This is a genomic window from Natrinema sp. 1APR25-10V2 (genome assembly GCF_031626495.1).
Classification (GTDB): Archaea; Halobacteriota; Halobacteria; order Halobacteriales; family Natrialbaceae; genus Natrinema.
In genome coordinates this window covers 558,206-574,477 of sequence record NZ_JAMQOJ010000002.1, presented here as the reverse complement: position 1 = coordinate 574,477, position 16,272 = coordinate 558,206, and the positions used below count along the sequence as shown (strand labels likewise).

The following is a 16,272-nucleotide window of genomic DNA, read 5'->3' as shown; positions in this document are numbered from 1 at the left end:
ACTACCGCTCCGGATGCGTCGGCGCGTCGAACCCGCCGCGGACGAGCGGCTTCGCGACGTGCCGTCGCGCACACGGGGGGACCTCGTACCAGCCCGGTTCGAGGTCGCGCTCGAGTCGCCGTCGCGCTTTCTCTGCCGTCCGCGTTCCGCAGTCCCGACAGCGGTAGCCCTGATCGCGACCGGCGCTTTCCATCGTTCGCTCGCAGTCGGGACAGGTCGGCGTCACCCGCTCGGTCCGCACGAGGTCGCGGACGGCGAACTTCTCGAGTTTCAGCGTCCCGCGGCTCACTTCGCCGCAGGCGGTGATCCGGTCGCCGATCCTGAGTGCGCGCACGCGGTCGCGGAAGCGCTTCGTCGGTTCGAAGGCCGTACACGCGAGCCGCTCGGCCCCGTCCGCGCTGCCCGCCGTTGGCGCGTCGGCCGGCGGCCCGAGGTCGACGAAGACGTGCCCGCCCCGGCGGGTTTCGGGCTCGCTCGCGACCTGTCCCTCGAGCCGGTAGGCGCGGCCGTCCTCGGCGGTCCCGAGCGAGCCGTCTCGGAGGTGGACATCCGTCCCCTGATTGGTGACGAATAGCTGGCTGTCGGCGACGGGTTCGCTCTCGATTCGCTCGGCGACCGTCCGAACCGTGTCGGGGTCGTCGCCGCGGATCCCGTGGAGGATCGGCCCCGGCGTGTGGGGGACACAGACGGTCTCGCCCTCGCCGCGGTCGACCGTGTCCCACACTGCCGGATAGCCATCGTCGGCCGCCGCAAAGACGCTCTCGCGATCGACCTCGCGTGGCGTCCCCCAGCGCTCGGACTCGCGGTAGGAAATGAACTCGTACGTCCACTCCTCGAGGGCCGTCCGCGCTCCGATCGCCGCCAGCGCGCCGATCCGGCCGCGACCGTTACCGGTGTGCCACGACCGGTAGCCGTGGCGCTCGAGGAGCGCCACGGCATCGGCAATCTCGAGGTGGTCGCGGATCGCTGCGCGCGCGAATCGCCTCACGCCGTCCGGAACCTCCGTGTCAGGATCATGCTCCGCCACGACCAGTCCGGGATTCGTCCGCTCGTCGTCGGTCTCGGCCAAAAGCTCGAGTCGGTCGCGCGCGAGCGCGAACGCGCGCTCCGGATCGCAGTCGGTGTGGATCGCCAGCGCGGCGTTCCCGCGCGTCTTGTACTCGACGGCGGGGTTGAGTCGGACGAGCAGGAGGCGAGAGACGGTCGCGGACTCGGCCGTTCGCAGTCGCTCGGCTATCTGCGCGGCGACGTAGGTCGTACACATTCCCCGCTCGCGCGAGTCGGTATCGTCGATCCCGACGACGGTCATCGGCGGTGCTTGTCGGCCGGTCGAGTAACCCCTTTCGGGATCCGCCTTCTCGTGGCCGGCGAAAGCGGCTATATAAGTATTCTCCCAGTACGGCCCCGAATCGCGACACGGCAGACGGACATATCGGGGAAAACGTCTTATAGGAGGAATCGCTTACGTCCCCGTATGTCCCGCTCCGCACTGGTCGGCAACGTAACCGCGATGTTAGAGGACGCGGGATTCGTGGTCAGCGACCGGTGTGCGATCCGGCCGAAGAGTTTCGACATCGCTGCACGTCGCGGCGACGACCTGATCCTCGTCAAAATCCTCGCGAACATCGACGCATTCAACGAGGCAACCGGTCACGAGATGCGCCGTCTGGGCACCTATCTCCAGGCGACGCCGCTCGTAATCGGTCTGCGTAGTCGCGACGAGGACCTCAAACCCGACGTCGTCTACTTCCGCCACGGCGTCCCCGTCTTCAGTCCCGATACGGCGTACAATCTGTTCATCGAGGAGGTACCGCCGCTGATCTACGCCGCTCCCGGCGGCCTCTACGTCAACATCGACGGCGACCTGTTGGCCGACGAGCGTCAGGACCGCGACTGGAGCCTGGGCCAACTGGCCAACGAACTCGGCGTCTCCCGGCGGACCGTCTCGAAGTACGAAGACGGGATGAACGCCTCCGTCGAGGTCGCGATGGCCTTGGAGGAGATGTTCGATGCGCCTCTCACGAGTCCGGTCGACGTACTCGAGGGGGCAGACGAGGTCCACGAGAGCGACGCGACGCCGGACGATCCGGAAGCGGACCCGGACGACGAGCAGGTGGTCGCGGTCCTCACGCGAGCCGGCTATCAGGTCCACCCGACGGTCCGGTCGCCGTTTACGGCGGTCAGCGAGGACGAAGACGACAGCGACATCGTCCTGACCGGTCACTCTAAGTTTACCAAGGCGGCCGAGAAGCGCGCCCGGATCATGAGTTCTATCGGCCACGTCACCCGCACGCGCTCGGTCTACGTCGTCGACCGGGCGAAACAGGAGTCCGTCGACGGTACGGCGCTGGTCGAACGCGACGAACTCGCGGAACTTCGCAACGCCGACGAACTCAGAGACGTCATCCGGGAACGTTCCGAGCGCGAGGAAGCCGTCTGATCGGCGGACGACCCGCCGAGCGCTGAATCGATCGATACCACTTTTCGTGTCGCTCTCGCCGAGAAACGTCGATCGAGCGCCGCCTGTTCGTCGTAACGCTGGAGCGGCTATCGAACCCGTTCGGAACGGAGGCCGTCGTCTGCCGAGGCGGCCTTACGCCGCGCCGTCGCCGTAGGTCTTTTCGAGATAGGCAACGATGTCGTCGCTCTCGTTCATTCCGTCGACGCCGTTGGCCTCGTCGACGATGACCGGCACGCCCGTCTGGCCGCTGACCTTCTCGACTTCGGTGCGGTCCTCGTGAGAGCGAGGAACCTCGATGATGTCGTAGTCGAGTTCGAGTTCGTCCAGTTTCGAGCGGACCTTGGCACAGTACGGACAGCCGGGGAGCTCGTACATAGTGATGTCTGCCATTGTGATGGATGGTAGGGGCCTCGAGGCCTAAGAGCACACGGGTTCCGGCGGTCACTGAAGCTATTCAGCGCGGCAATGCCGACGTTAGCCGAGCATGCCGCTGGTGTAGACGTAGAAGTAGCCGACCAGAGCGACGGCGATCGCCCACTGTCCGAGTCGCACGTCGTTCCGTTCGCCCATCGCCGTTTTCACGAGCGGGTAGGCGATGATCCCGGCTGCGAGCCCGTTCGCGATCGAGTAGGTCAGCGGCATGATGGTGATGGTCAGACCGGCGGAGACAGACCACGCCGGATCCTCCCAGTCGACGTCGAGGACGCCCTGGAGCATGATGACGCCGACGGCGACGAGCGCGATGAACGAGGCGTAGGCGGGGATGGCGGCGATAACCGGCACCGCGACCAGCGACAGCGCGAACAGGATCGCGACCACCAGTGCGGTAAAGCCGGTTCGACCGCCTTCCTCGACGCCGGTCGAGGACTCGATGTAGGTCGTCACCGTCGAAGTGCCGATCATCGCGCCGACGGTAGTGCCGACCGCGTCGGCCATCAGCGGCTTCTCCATCTCGGGCAGTTCGCCGTCCTCGTCGAGGAAGCCGCCGAACTGGGAGACGCCGATGAGCGTCCCGGCGGTGTCGAAGAAGTCGACGAAGAAGAACGTGAACACGACGAGCGCGAACGTGAGCGGATCGACGTCGCGCAGCCCCTCGACGAACGCGCCGACCAGCGGCGTGATGTCGTAGTGGGGCGACGTTACCGCTTCGAAGGTGACCTCGCCGGTCTCGCCGTCGAGTAGCGTCTCGGGTGCGAGCGCCGACGCGCTCGCGACGCCCGCGAGCAGGAGTGCCCAGCCGGCGGCGGCCGTGCCGAGGATGCCGACGATGATCGCGCCTTTCATTCCACGAGCCCAGAGGATGAACGTCAGGAAGAGACCGGCCAGGCCGAGGATCGCTGCGGGATTCTGTGCGATGTCGCCGAGCGTGACCATCGTCGCGGAGTCGGCCGCGACGATCTGCATCTCCTGGAGCCCGATGAAGAGCAGGAAGACACCGATACCGGCACCGACGGAGAACTTCACCGGTTCGGGGAAGAGGTTGATGACGTACTTTCTGGCTCCGACGGCAGTGATGGCGATGAAGATGATCCCCTCGACGAAGACCGCCGCGAGGGCCGTCTGCCACGGGATCCCCATCCCGATGACGACGGTGAACGTGAAGAAGGCGTTCAGCCCCATCCCGGGCGCGAGCCCGAACGGCCGGTTCGCGTACAGCGCCATGACGAGGACCGCGACGACCGACGCGATGATCGTCGCGATCGCGAGCATCTGGAACACCTCCGTCGAACTGTAGACGGTGCCGTCGATGGTCGTCTGCTGATTGAGCCCCCCCTCCGCGTTGAAGCCCATGATCGCCGGCAGCAAGACCGTCGGATTGACAACGATGATGTACGACATCGCCAGAAACGTCGTGATCCCCGCGATCAGTTCGGTCGTGACGTCCGTTTCGTGTTCGTCGAAATCGAAGTACGCCGCGAGTTGCTCGATGGCCCCCATGTTGGACGCTCGAGCATAACCATACCGCTTAGTTAAAGATTTTTGTCCGTGCCGATCGCGGCGCACATCACGTTCGTGAATATGCCGGTCGCCCCCTCGCCGCGACGTGCTGGCGTCGTCGCTCGAAGGCCGGTGTCGGTTCGAACGGCTGACGATCCTCCGTGCGGACCAACGTATTTGACCCCCGAGCGCGTATCGATGTATTATGAGGTTTGTTATCGTGGGATACGGGCGCGTCGGCTCGCGGACGGCGACGATCCTCGTCGAGGAAGGCCACGACGTCGTCATCGTCGACGACGACATCGATCGGATCGAGCGCGCCACTGGCGACGGCTTCGAGACGGTGCAGGGCGACGGTGCCGACGAGGAGGTCCTCGTCGAGGCGGGGATCGAGGCCGCCGACGCGATCGGCGCGTTCACGCCGGACCTCAACGTCAACTTCGCGGCCTGCATGGTCGGCACCCACCACGGCTGTCGGACCGTGCTGCGGATCGACGAGGATTACCGCGAGGACATCTACGAGAAGTACGCCGCGGAGGTCGACGAGATCGTGTATCCCGAGCGCCTCGGCGCTGCGGGCGCGAAGACCGCCCTGCTCGGCGGCGACTTCAACGTCGTCGCCGATCTCGCGGCGAACCTCCAGCTGACGGTCCTCGAGATCAGGGACGGCTCGCCCGCTGTCGGCAAGCGGATGAGCGAGCTCGAGTTACCCGAGTCCGCGCGGATCTACGCCCACGGCCGCGCTCGCGAGCCGTTGACGATACCGCTTCCGGGGACCGAACTCGCTGTCGGCGACGAGGTCGCGATCATCACCGAGACCGATCGCGCGGACGCGGTCCGGTCGGCGCTGCTGCCCGCGAACGCCTGAGTCGAAAGGAGAGGAACGGGAGCAGGCGCGCGGACGGATGGGGAGGGGTGGGGAAGCCGTCGGCGCGCCTGTTCGTTTCGTCTCGACGGTGCCCAATAAAACCGCGTCAGACGACCGACAGACGGGGGTCAGACGAAATCAGGCTTCCGCTTCGGTTCCGTCCTCGAGGCGGAAGACGAGAACGTTCTGGTGGACCATCGAGGGGACGAAGGAGAACGGGTAGCCGTAGACGTGGAGGTCCTTCGACGGATCGTACCAGATCAGATTGGCGGCGAGCGTCACGGGTGCGGTCTCCTCGATGGCGCGCGCGAGGTCGGCCGAGAGGAACTCGTAGGACTGCTCGCGGTACATATCGCCGATGAAGACCACGAGATGGCCGTCCGGCGCGACCGCGTCGGCGAAGCGATCGAACTTCGCGGCCATGTCGTCGAGCCAGTCGGCTTTCGTCTCCCACTCGCCGTCGGACGCGGACGGCTCCACATCGGCATCGACCTCACCGGCCGCCTCGTCGCCAGTCTGCCCGTCGAACGATCCCAGCTTGCTCTCGCGCGTTCGGCGCTCGTTGCGCGTCTGCTCGAGTTCGTCCATGTGCCAGTAGGGAACGTCGGTCAGGAGGAGATCGACCGAATCGTCGGGCACCGCCTCGATCAACTCGGCGCAGTCGCCGTGGCGCATGTCCTGTTCGGCCAGCGGCGGGTCGCCGCGGGCGCGGCGCTCTTCGTTTTCCCGCTCGAGGACGGTGTGATAGATGTCGACCCACTGCTGGGTGCGCTCGAAGCCGATGGCCTCGCGGCGGCCGGTTCCCTCGTGTTCGCAGAAACTCGCGCCGAGTAGCGTCCCGCCGACCCCGGCGAAGGGATCGAGGACGGTGTCGCCGGCCTTGCTGAACCGGCCGATCAGCTCGGCACAGAGGCGCGGCGGCTTCTGACCGCCGTGTTCGCTGCGCAGGTCGTGTTGCACGTCCGGGGGATACCCCTCGGCGATCACCGACTTCGTGGCGTACTTCCACTCCTTGCCGGTGAGGTCGTTCACTCGGTTGCGCTCGTCGTAGATCCCCCGCCCCTCGACGTAGCGCTGGTGATCGGCCAGTTCGTCGGTGTCGATCACCTCGCCGTCTTCGACGGGTAGCGATTCTTCGCGTGCGCGGTCGGCGTCGAACCCGCCGTCGTCGTCGGTGAACAGCCGGCTCTGTCGGTGCCGGTCCCCGTCGTCTGCCATGACCTCGAGTGCTCACCGGGACCGCTTAAACGCTTGTGGCTCCGGCCGACCGATTCGTGTCCCCGCCGTTTTTCTCCTCCCCTCTGAAAACGACTGTTATCGATGGTGCTCGGAGACGTGGCGTTGCTCGTCGTCGGTGTGCTCGCGCTCTGGCTCGGCGCGCGGCTGCTCGTGACCGGCGCCTCGAGACTCGCGAGCGCGGCCGGCGTCTCCGCCCTCGTCGCCGGCCTCACGGTCGTCGCGTTCGGGACCTCTGCGCCGGAGATCGCCGTCTCGGCCGAGGCCGCGTTCGGGGGACGAGGCGACATCGCGGTCGGCAACGTCGTCGGCTCGAACCTGTTCAACCTCGCCGTGACGCTCGGGATCGTCGCCCTCCTGTCGCCGTTTCGCGTCTCCGAGACGCTGGTCCGCCGAGATGCGGTCGCGATGGCGGCGTCGACGGTCGTCGCGATCGCCGTCCTCGCGAACGGCGTCGTCTCGCGGTTCGAGGGGGTGGTCCTCATCGCACTCCTGATCGGGTATCTCGGTGCGCTCGGGGTCGCGATTCGAAACGCTAACCCCGCCCAGTCGTTCGCGGGCGACAGTATCGGAGCGGAACCGTCCGTCCCCGCGCCGATCGGTACGGAACAGCCCGCCGATCTCGACCGCGGGGAACTGCGCCCCGTCCTCGAGACCGGCCGGGTCCTCGCCGGGCTCGCCCTCGTGATCGCCGGCGGGCGCGTCCTGATCGATGCCGCGGTCGGGCTGGCTCTGACTGCGGGTATCTCGGAGTGGGCCATCGGGGCGACGATCGTCGCGGCCGGGACCTCGCTGCCGGAACTCGTGACCTCGGTCGTGGCCGCCCGCGAGGACGACGTGGGCATCGCGGCGGGCAACGTCATCGGCTCGAACGTGTTCAACGCGCTCGGCGTGCTCGGGGTGGCCGCAGTCGTCCGCCCGCTGGCCGTCGATCCGGCCGTCTTCGCCGGGCTCGCGTGGCTCGGGATAGTCACTGCGCTCGCGACGATCGTCCTCGCGACCGGACGCCAGCTCACTCGCCTCGAGGGCGTCGCGCTTCTCGTGATCGGCGCGAGCTACTGGATCGTCAGCGTCGCGGGCTGATTCGGCGGTGTCCGCGGCCGGTAACGGCGACGCGAGCCAGTGACGCGAGTGTTAGCGAGATCATTTATGCGCGGCTCCCCCACGTCACGGTATGAACATGCTCGTCGACGGCGAGTGGCGGACCGACGCGTACGAGTCGACCGACGACGACGGCTCGTTCGAACGCCAGTCAACGACGTTCCGGGACGAGATCCGCGACGATCCCGACGCGCGGTTCCAGCCCGAATCGGGTCGGTACCACCTCTACGTCTCCTCTGCCTGCCCGTGGGCCCACCGGACGCTCGTGACGCGGGCGCTGAAGGGCCTCGAGGACGCGATCTCGGTCTCGGTCGTCGACCCCTACCGCGAGGACGACGGCTGGCAGTTCACGCCCGAGAAGGAGGGCTGTACGCCCGATCACGTCCACGGCGCGGACTATCTCCGAGAGCTATACGTCAGAGCGGACCCGGACGCGACCTGTCGCGTGACGGTGCCGGTCCTCTGGGACACCGAGGAGGACACCATCGTCAACAACGAGTCCGAGGAGATCATGCGGATGCTCGACACCGAGTTCGACGAGTACGCGACGCGGGACGTGGACCTCTATCCGGAGGGCTACCGGGACGAGGTCGACCGGATCATCGACGAAGTCTACGAACCCATCAACAACGGCGTCTACCGCGCCGGTTTCGCGACGAAACAGGAGCCCTACGACGAGGCGGTCGACGACCTCTTTTCCGCGCTGGATCACTGGGACGAGGTGCTGGCAGACCAGCGCTACCTCGCGGGCGACCGCCTGACCGAGGCCGACATCGCGATGTTCACGACGCTCGTCCGGTTCGACAAGGTTTACCACACGCACTTCATGTGTAACGTCCAGTACATCCGGGAGTACGACAACCTCTGGCCGCACCTGCGCGATCTGTATCAAACCCCCGGCGTGGCGGAGACAGTGAACATGGACCACATCACGGAACACTACTACACGACCCACCCCGGCGTGAACCCTCACCGAATCGTCGCCCGCGGCCCCGATCTGGATTTCGAGGCACCGCACGACCGCGACGAACTGCCGGGCGGGCCGCCGGCCGACCTCGTCGCCGCCGCGAGCGCGGACGACTAAAGTAGCCACTGAAGGTCACTGCACACCCGATCGCAGCTGTGCGATCGGTGTGTGAATCGTTTCAGTTGTTACTATAGAAGCAGCGCGCTCGAGAGAGACGAGAACGAGCAGACTCCCGCTTTACGACTCCGCCGCCGTCTGATCGGCTTCGGTCTGTTCGGCGTCGGGCCGGTCGGACTCCGCATCGCCGGACTCGGACTCCGCGGATTCGGCGTCGGTCGCCTCGGCCTCGTCGTCCTCGAGCCGATCCGATCCGGTCCGGCCGGACTCGCGCCGCCAGTTCTCGAAGCTGTGTTCGATCTCCTCGTCCGAGACGAATACCTTCCACAGGATCCACGCGGGGACGAGGACCGGAATCAGCGGGAGCAACACGATGACGAGGATCGCGGCCATCACGTAGCCGAACAGGGACATCTGCGTGTTCGGCCCGTAGCCCGTCGACTCGGACACCTTGACTGACATGTGTGGCGCTACGAACGTGCCGCTATTCCGTCTTTCGAATCCGCGGGTCGTTCGCGGAAACGAACGGTCCCGTGCATGCGGTGACGGGAGGTCGGTCGTCGTTCATGTCGTCTCGAGTCCGTCGCGTCCCTGCGATTCGTCGCTCAGCACCGCCTCGGAATCGTCCCGCGGCCGGTAGCCGAGCGCCTGCATGGTCTCGGCCAGCGAGAGGAATCGCTCCGAATTGTCGGAGATACCGTGGGCGATCAGCGGCGTGCCCTCGAGCGTCGCCGTCGCGGCCGCGTCGAGCAGCCGTCGGCAGTCGTCGGGGCTGAGCCACATCGCGCGGGCGTATCGCTCGCCGGCCCCGTCTCGATCCCGACACTCCTGGCGGAGTTCGTCGCGGGTGAGCAGCCAGCCGATCCGCAGGTTCACCACGTCGAAGCCGTGGCGCTTGGCGTAGTACGACCCCATCGCCTCACCGAAGACCTTCGTGACGCCGTAGTAGGTGTCGGGATCCGTCGGATCCTCAGGCCGGACGATCTCGGGGGTCCCGACCGTCGACTCCGGCCGGATCGCCGAAACCGTGTTTCCCATGTTGACCGCGTGGTTCGAACTCGCGAAGACGACCCGCTCGAGGTCGTTCTCCGCAGCGGCCTCGAAGGCGTTGTAGAGCCCGTCGACGTTCGGCCCGCGAACCTCGTCCCACGACGCCCGCGGCGAGGCGTTGGCCGCGAGGTGGATCAGCACGTCCTGTCCCTCGAGCGCGTCGGTAAACGCCGACGCGTCGGTGATCTCGAGCGGCGTCGCGTCCAGATCCTCGGTCTCGCTGTGAGAGAAGAGCGTCAACTCGTGGTCGTCGGACGGAAAGGCGTCGATGGCCTCGCGGCCGACGTTTCCCGCCGCGCCGGTGATGGCGATGTTCGTCATACGGGACGAACAGCGAACGTGGTGAAATAGGTCGGGCCAGCGTCTTCTTGCCCAGTCGCGTGCGCCGTTACGATAGGAGATAGTCGTGTACGCGGTTGCGATAGGACAGTCGGACACGGACGCAGGTGAAACCGACGCTACAACCCCGAAAGCCCCTCGCGCTCTGGACTCCCGGGACTCGCTGTGCGCCTCAGTCGTTCGCTTCGCTCACTCCCTGCGGTGCTTGCGTCGTCCGGGTTCGGCCAGAGCGAGCCCCTTTCATTCCCACTCATCGGTGGATCGATCGGGCGGCAGAAACGCGTTTGGGGGGTCGGAACCGCTGTGTTACGGCTCGACGACGATCTTGCCCACGCTGTCGCGGTTCTGCATCGCCGCGAAGGCATCGTCTGTGTCCTCGAGCGCGTACGTTTCGTCGATCTCGGGGGCGAGTTCGCCGTCGGCGGTCAGGTCGACGAGCCGCCGGAGGTCGTCCTGGGTGCCCATCGTGGAGCCGATGACGCGCTTGTGGCCGAGGAAGAGGTTCGCCACGCGGATCGTCGACTCGCCGCCGGCGGTGCGGCCGCAGACGACCATCCGACCGCCGCGGCGCATGACGGCCTGGCCGAGTTCGGTGAACTCGCCGCCGAGGTGGTTGATCACCGCGTCCGGTTCGCCGATCGCCGCGACCGCCTCGTGCAGCTCGTCGATGTCGGTCGATTCGATCCCGTGGTCGAGCCCGAGTTCGCGGACGCGCTCGAGTTTCGCCGCGGACGAGGAGGTGCCGATCGTCTCGGCGTCCAGCGCGTCCGCGAGCTGGATCGCGGCGACGCTGACGCCGCCGGTCGCGCCGGGGACGAAGACCAGATCGGCGGGGCCGACCTCGGCCCGCCGGAGCATGTGGTAGGCGGTCATGTACGCCGTCGGGATCGCGGCGGCGGTCGTCGCGTCCACGCCTTCGGGGAGGGAAACCAGCCGATCGGCCTCGACGCGGGCCGTCTCGGCGAGCCCGCCGTGGTACAGCGAGAACCGCTCGCACATGTTCTCCGGCCCCTCGTGACAGAACCGACAGGAGCCACAGGTCTGGTTCGGACAGAGGACGACCCTCTCACCGGGCTCGACACCGCGCACGTCGTCGCCGACCGCGCTCACGACGCCTGCTACGTCCAGTCCCGTGACGAACGGCAGGTCGTCGGCGTCGACCATCGCCGAGTCCCCCTCGAGGATCCAGAGGTCGTGGCGGTTGATCGCGCAGGCCTCGACGTCGACCAGCGCTTCGCCGGGGCCGGGTTCGGGCTCGTCTCGCTCGATCACGCTCACTCCCTCGGGACCGATCAGGTCGGTGAAGGCTGCGGCTCGCATCGGTTCTCGGGTCGGTCTCGAGGACAATGACCCTAGGGAAGGCGGAACCCGTCGGCGATCGGTTCGGAGCGTGGCCCGCGGCGCATCACCGGGTCCACTCGTCGAGTCTGGATTCGACGGTCGAGATCGGGACGTGGTGGGCGTAGGTGTGGCCGGAGAGGTTCTCGTGAACAGTGTCACCGTCCGGTTCCGGGTCGTCGGATGGACTGCCGGACCGATCGCGGGGGATGGAACCGGTCGTGAGACCGACAACGTCCCCCTCGAGCGTGGCCAGCGGCGCGCCGCTGTACCCACGTTTCGAGGGAACGTCGGTGAGGACGCCGAACGGGCTGTTCTCGACGAACCGTCCCATGCTGATCACCCACTCTCCGACGAGGCTGGGGTGGCCGACGTGGAGCACTAGCTGCTCGGACTCGAGGGTCGATTCGTCGCCGGTCGTGACGGCCGGGACGGACGGTGCGTCGGTCTCGAGAACGGCGACGTCGGGGTCCATGGCGCTCTCGACGACGTCGGCGGCGACGGTCCGATCGTCGAGCGTGTGGAGTTCGATTCCGTCAAGGTGGCGGACGACGTGGCCGTTCGTGACGAAGTAGCCGTCGCCGATATGCCAGGCAGTGCCGCCAGCGGTCCCGTTCCCGCCTCGGCGTTGGCCGCTGAGAACGGCGACTGACTCCCGCAGGCGCTTGCCGGTCGTGAGGGCTCGGCTTCGCTCTTCGTCCGTAAATCGGCTCTCGCCCGAATGATAGTGGTGGTGGTGTTCGTCGCTCGATTCGTTCTCGGCGCCCTCGTTCGTACAGCCGGCGAGTACCCCCGTCACGGAAACGCCGCACGCAGCGAGAACCCCGCGGCGAGTAGCCGTTCGTTCGTCCGGATTTGCATCAACCACGGTTACGGTATCTACGTCTGACCGAACGCACTATAAAACGAATCGCCGTCCGAGAGGCTACTGTACGAGCACAGTTCGGTCCCCTTGCGGTCGGCCGGCGCAGGTCTTTTTCACGATCAGCCGTACGTACATCCGTGACAGCCGCCACGACGTGGGACGTCGAACTGCGGATCCCCGCAGATTCCGAACTGGACGCCGCTGGCGAGTCGCGAACCATCGAGGTCGACGAGGACGAGTCGATCCTCGCGGCAGCCCGCGCCGCGGATATCTGGCTCTCTGCGGACTGCCAGCAGGGCTGGTGTATCACCTGCGGCGCGAAGTTACTCGAGGGAGAGGTCGATCACAGTCAGGCCAAGCGGTACTATCCGTCCGACGAGGCCGCGAACTTCGTTCTCACCTGCGTCGCTCGCCCTCGCTCGGACTGTGTGATACTGGTCGAGCAGTACGACGAACTGCTCGAGCACCGCGCCGACCACGACCAGCCGCCGGGTCGGTCGAAGCTCGGGTAAGGACGACCGGAGATCGAACGGCTACCGGCAACTGCCCCACGGACCGTTTTCCGCCCGCACGACGTACGGGCTGCTATGACGGAGTCGACAGAACCGCAGTTCACCGGGGTTCTGCTCTACGACGGCGACTGCCCGTTCTGCTCGGCGGCCTCGACCGCGATGCGCCAGCTCGAGTCGGTCGGCGTCGTGGCGTGGGACGACCCGGCCGCGCAGGCGTTCCTCGAGGCGCAGTTCGGCGAGACCCCCTTCGCGCTCTTCTTCGCAGATGTCCGGGCCGAGACGGTCTGGGCAGGCCGGGCCGCCGCGACGGAGCTGTGCGACCGTGCGGGAATGCCGGTCCTCGTCCAGGACATCGTCGACGAGAGCTACGAACGGTTCGCCGATGCCGTCCAGACTGTTTCGGGGACCGACCGCGAGATCGACCCCTATCACGACGCCTACCCGCTGGCCGACGACGCCGCGGCGCTGTTCGACGAACTGGCGGCGGCCGGGGCCCGGACCCACGTGCCGACCGGGTGAGTTCGACCGACGATCGGTGTTACTGGACCTCGATCGAGCCGCGCATCGACGACGGGTGGACCTGACAGTAGTACTCCGCCATCTCGGCCGACGCCGTGAACGTGACCGTCTGCGTCGCACCCTGTTCGCCCAGCAGTTCCGTCGCGAGCAGATCCTCGCCGTTTCCGTCTTCGATCGCGAAGTTGTGCTGCAGGCCGTCGCCGTTCTCCCAGACGAGGGCGTACTCGGTTCCCTCCTCGAGCGTCAGCGTCGGGTTCTCCGTTCCCGAGATCGCTTCGGGCGCGTCTCCCTGCCAGGCCGACGCGTTGCCGACGAGACGGATGTCCGCTTGCGCGTCGGCGCCCCCTCCGTCGCCGCCCTCCTGCTGGCCGCCACCGCCGGGGTACTCCCAGTCGGCGAACGGCCCGTCGACGAGCGTGTCCTGTTCCCACATCGCGTGGATGAACGGCTGGGTCTCGCCGTTGGGAAGCTCGAACGCGGTCGGAACCGGCGCGAACACCGGACCCTCCGGCGTCGGTTTGATCGGGAGAACGACGCCGTGGGTGTGGTGGAGCTGCCCTGCGATGGTCTCCGACGGCTCGAGGGGCAGCTCTTCGTCCAGCGCCATCCGATAGCGCTCGTCTCGGACCGTCTGCGTCGTCATGAAGTGGATAACGCGCATCCCGTCGTCGGTCGCCAGTTCCCCGTTGATGTGCACGTTGCCGACGCCCCACGACGCGCCGTACGTGTACACCCGCGGGAACAGCGGCGAGCCGGTGCCCGTGATCCCGTGGAGAAAGCCGTCCGTGAGCACGCCGCCGCCGGTCTGGTAGCCGGGGATCGGCGGCTGAACGACGTGATCGTGCTCGAGGACGTACTCGTTGCCCGCCGGATCGGTGAACTCCGCCTCGAGGTCGACCATGTCGGGCGTATCGCCGGGCGCACCGGGGAGGTCGTACGGCTGGTGATCCCGATAGCTGATCTCGAACGAACCGCTGGTCACCTCGGCGTTGTTGCTGTACAGCGTCGGCTCGGTGAGCACCTGCTGGGCGACCCCGTCCGACTCCTCGATCGGTTCGCGGGCTTCGTCGGGCGCGGCCACGAGGAACGGCAGGTCCTCAAGTAGCTGTGGCACGGCCTCGCCCAGTGGCGACGGCAGTTGGCTCGCCTGCTCGATTCGCGCCTGAAGGAGATCGGTCCCGCGCAGCGTGTTTTCGGCCGTTCCGAACACGAACGGACTCAGCGGTCGCGGGCCGGGAAGCACCCAGTACACGGCCTTCCCCGGCTCCTGTCTGGCGGTGAGCGTCACCGCCGGTTCGTCGCCGTCGCCATCGCCGTTGCCGCGGTCGTCCTGTGCTGCACCGATGCCGGACGCGCTCGCGACGCCGCCGATCGATGCCAGTGCACCAAGTTCGAGGAATCGCCGTCGTGATGACGCCATACCTGATCGCTCACTGACGAGACCGATAAAGGCCGACCCGGTGGTGTATCGCGCTCGAATAGCCATCCGGCGAGACCGTTCGATCGAGGTGACAGATGCCTCGAGCGCTATCGTCGAACCGGGAATACCAGGCCGCGTGTGTCCGTTACTCCGGGTTCGGCGTGGGGAGCGATCGAAGCTCCCGTGGCGGAACGAGGTAGTTCGCCCGGTTGGTGACGCTGATGTACTGAAGAATACCGCTGTTGAACAGAGGGACGTCGAGATCGGCACCGGTCATCGCCTCGCGGGTCTTCACGAAGTCGGCGATCGAACGCTGCAGGGAGAGGAAGTGGGTGCTCGCCGTGTCGTCGTCGGTCGAGTCGAAGTCCCGCCGGAGGACGATCGGTTCGCCGTCCTCGCGGGCGCGGGCGGCCTTCTGGGCGTGGCCGACGGTACCCTCGCTGCGGGCGTCTTCGGCCGCGCTTCCCGGGATCTCGGTGATTCCGCTCGAGTCGCCGAGGTTCTCACCGACACCCTCGACGAGGCCGTCGTCCGCGTGGGTCGGCGAGAACATCTTGGCGACGCGCTGGCTGCGGCTGTCCTGTTCGTACCACTGGCGGAGGTGGAGCTGGATCTTCGAGAGGTGGATCGTCGTGCCATCCGCGAACGGTCCCTCCTGAATCGTCACGCGGTCCTCGCTCGCCTGATTTTTCTTGAAGCCGGTTTTGAAACCCATGAACATGGGCGCTTCCTCGGGCACGGGCTCGCTGTCGGGGATACCGCTGACGCCCGACTGGCGCTCGGCCGGCATCCCGGCACCGATGAAGCCAGTCCGCCGCTCGGCCACCTCGAAGACGCCGTCGAACGTCCCCTCGACCGCGAGGCCGTTGAGTTCCTCGAGTTCACCCTTCAGGGCTTCCTCGGCGCTCAGCGTGACGTGACCGTAGTCGCTTCCGAGGTGGAGCAAGGCGTCGTACTCGTCGAGTTCGGGATCCTCGATCGTCGCGAGCGCCTCGGGGTCGGGCAGGTCGACCCCCCGAAGGTCGGCGTCGAACCGGTCGAAGTACGCCGGGCCGTACCCCATCGCGAACACCAGCCCCTCGTTCCCACGTTTGTACGCCTGCTCGAGCGTTCCGAAGGCGTCCTCGACTTGTTCGCGCTCGCCGGTCGCGTCGGCCGGGCCGTCGCCGACGTACTCGAGGCCGAGCAGGAGGTGGTGTTCGGGCGGTCGGACGTTCCCGTGGTCGTCCGTCGACAGGAACTCGTTCCAGGCGTGCTGGCGGCGGGGGAGTTCGGCCGGCGAGAGAGCGGCCTGAGGCACGTCCTCGGTCTCCTCGCGCTGGAGGCAAGCGGAGAGCGCGCTCGCGCCGCCGATGGCGACCGCGCTCCGGACGAACGCGCGTCGCGAGAGTCCGTAATCCGATCCGTCCATATCCGACTCTGAGTGCCGGTCGCAAAAGGGGGTTGCGGTCCGGGGAATTTCGACCGATCAGACGGACAGTCGAACCGTTCCGATCGCGGGATAGTGAACCTGAAACGCATAAATTCGGGTGTCTGTAGAC

At 66.9% G+C, this 16,272-nt stretch carries 16 protein-coding genes; 6 read left to right on the top strand and 10 right to left on the bottom strand.

Annotated features, from left to right (window positions below; all coding sequences use genetic code 11):
* Window position 1 precedes the first annotated feature (1 nt).
* The gene (locus tag NDO75_RS08670; protein ID WP_310905750.1) at window positions 2-1,309 is read right to left on the bottom strand and encodes a tRNA(Ile)(2)-agmatinylcytidine synthase; all 1,308 of its coding nucleotides are present in this window, start codon (window positions 1,307-1,309) and stop codon (window positions 2-4) included.
* Window positions 1,310-1,474: 165 nt separating this feature from the next.
* On the opposite strand from NDO75_RS08670, the gene NDO75_RS08665 reads away from it, so the two are divergent.
* The gene (locus tag NDO75_RS08665) at window positions 1,475-2,440 is read left to right on the top strand and encodes a transcriptional regulator (protein WP_310905749.1); all 966 of its coding nucleotides are present in this window, start codon (window positions 1,475-1,477) and stop codon (window positions 2,438-2,440) included.
* A gap of 153 nt (window positions 2,441-2,593) precedes the next feature.
* Here the strand turns inward: NDO75_RS08665 and NDO75_RS08660 are convergent, their stop codons facing one another.
* The gene (locus tag NDO75_RS08660; protein ID WP_310905748.1) at window positions 2,594-2,851 is read right to left on the bottom strand and encodes a glutathione S-transferase N-terminal domain-containing protein; all 258 of its coding nucleotides are present in this window, start codon (window positions 2,849-2,851) and stop codon (window positions 2,594-2,596) included.
* Window positions 2,852-2,935: 84 nt separating this feature from the next.
* The gene (locus tag NDO75_RS08655) at window positions 2,936-4,399 is read right to left on the bottom strand and encodes an NCS2 family permease (RefSeq protein WP_310905747.1); all 1,464 of its coding nucleotides are present in this window, start codon (window positions 4,397-4,399) and stop codon (window positions 2,936-2,938) included.
* A gap of 205 nt (window positions 4,400-4,604) precedes the next feature.
* Between NDO75_RS08655 and NDO75_RS08650 the strand changes: the two genes are divergently transcribed.
* Window positions 4,605-5,267, top strand: coding sequence for a TrkA family potassium uptake protein (locus NDO75_RS08650; RefSeq protein WP_310905746.1), 663 nt, complete (start codon window positions 4,605-4,607; stop codon window positions 5,265-5,267).
* 138 nt (window positions 5,268-5,405) lie between these two features.
* Here the strand turns inward: NDO75_RS08650 and NDO75_RS08645 are convergent, their stop codons facing one another.
* Window positions 5,406-6,485, bottom strand: coding sequence for a DNA methyltransferase (locus NDO75_RS08645; RefSeq protein ID WP_310905745.1), 1,080 nt, complete (start codon window positions 6,483-6,485; stop codon window positions 5,406-5,408).
* A 102-nt stretch (window positions 6,486-6,587) separates the two neighbouring features.
* On the opposite strand from NDO75_RS08645, the gene NDO75_RS08640 reads away from it, so the two are divergent.
* Together NDO75_RS08640 and NDO75_RS08635 are read left to right on the top strand one after the other, a co-directional pair.
* Window positions 6,588-7,586 carry a calcium/sodium antiporter gene (locus tag NDO75_RS08640; RefSeq protein ID WP_310905744.1) on the top strand — a complete coding sequence of 333 codons (999 nt, stop codon included), beginning with the start codon at window positions 6,588-6,590 and terminating at the stop codon, window positions 7,584-7,586.
* A 91-nt stretch (window positions 7,587-7,677) separates the two neighbouring features.
* The gene (locus tag NDO75_RS08635; RefSeq protein WP_310905743.1) at window positions 7,678-8,688 is read left to right on the top strand and encodes a glutathione S-transferase family protein; all 1,011 of its coding nucleotides are present in this window, start codon (window positions 7,678-7,680) and stop codon (window positions 8,686-8,688) included.
* A gap of 120 nt (window positions 8,689-8,808) precedes the next feature.
* Here the strand turns inward: NDO75_RS08635 and NDO75_RS08630 are convergent, their stop codons facing one another.
* From NDO75_RS08630 to NDO75_RS08615, 4 genes are all read right to left on the bottom strand, one after another.
* The gene (locus NDO75_RS08630; RefSeq protein WP_310905742.1) at window positions 8,809-9,150 is read right to left on the bottom strand and encodes a hypothetical protein; all 342 of its coding nucleotides are present in this window, start codon (window positions 9,148-9,150) and stop codon (window positions 8,809-8,811) included.
* Window positions 9,151-9,252: 102 nt separating this feature from the next.
* Window positions 9,253-10,059: an NAD(P)-dependent oxidoreductase gene (locus NDO75_RS08625; RefSeq protein WP_310905741.1), complete on the bottom strand. Its 807-nt coding sequence runs from the start codon at window positions 10,057-10,059 to the stop codon at window positions 9,253-9,255.
* A 324-nt stretch (window positions 10,060-10,383) separates the two neighbouring features.
* The gene (locus NDO75_RS08620) at window positions 10,384-11,397 is read right to left on the bottom strand and encodes a zinc-binding dehydrogenase (protein ID WP_310905740.1); all 1,014 of its coding nucleotides are present in this window, start codon (window positions 11,395-11,397) and stop codon (window positions 10,384-10,386) included.
* 85 nt (window positions 11,398-11,482) lie between these two features.
* Window positions 11,483-12,214 (bottom strand): trypsin-like peptidase domain-containing protein, encoded by a 732-nt coding sequence (locus NDO75_RS08615; RefSeq protein ID WP_310905739.1) that lies wholly within the window; start codon window positions 12,212-12,214, stop codon window positions 11,483-11,485.
* A gap of 203 nt (window positions 12,215-12,417) precedes the next feature.
* On the opposite strand from NDO75_RS08615, the gene NDO75_RS08610 reads away from it, so the two are divergent.
* On the top strand, window positions 12,418-12,792 hold the full coding sequence (locus tag NDO75_RS08610; protein ID WP_310905738.1) for a 2Fe-2S iron-sulfur cluster-binding protein: 375 nt from the start codon (window positions 12,418-12,420) through the stop codon (window positions 12,790-12,792).
* Between the two features lie 75 nt (window positions 12,793-12,867).
* Window positions 12,868-13,311 (top strand): DUF393 domain-containing protein, encoded by a 444-nt coding sequence (locus NDO75_RS08605; protein ID WP_310905737.1) that lies wholly within the window; start codon window positions 12,868-12,870, stop codon window positions 13,309-13,311.
* A 19-nt stretch (window positions 13,312-13,330) separates the two neighbouring features.
* Here NDO75_RS08605 and NDO75_RS08600 read toward each other — a convergent pair whose 3' ends face one another.
* Complete coding sequence (locus tag NDO75_RS08600; RefSeq protein WP_310905736.1) at window positions 13,331-14,731, bottom strand: hypothetical protein; 1,401 nt, start codon at window positions 14,729-14,731, stop codon at window positions 13,331-13,333.
* Window positions 14,732-14,876: 145 nt separating this feature from the next.
* Window positions 14,877-16,142 carry a Tat pathway signal protein gene (locus tag NDO75_RS08595; RefSeq protein WP_310905735.1) on the bottom strand — a complete coding sequence of 422 codons (1,266 nt, stop codon included), beginning with the start codon at window positions 16,140-16,142 and terminating at the stop codon, window positions 14,877-14,879.
* Between the last annotated feature and the right edge of the window lie 130 nt (window positions 16,143-16,272).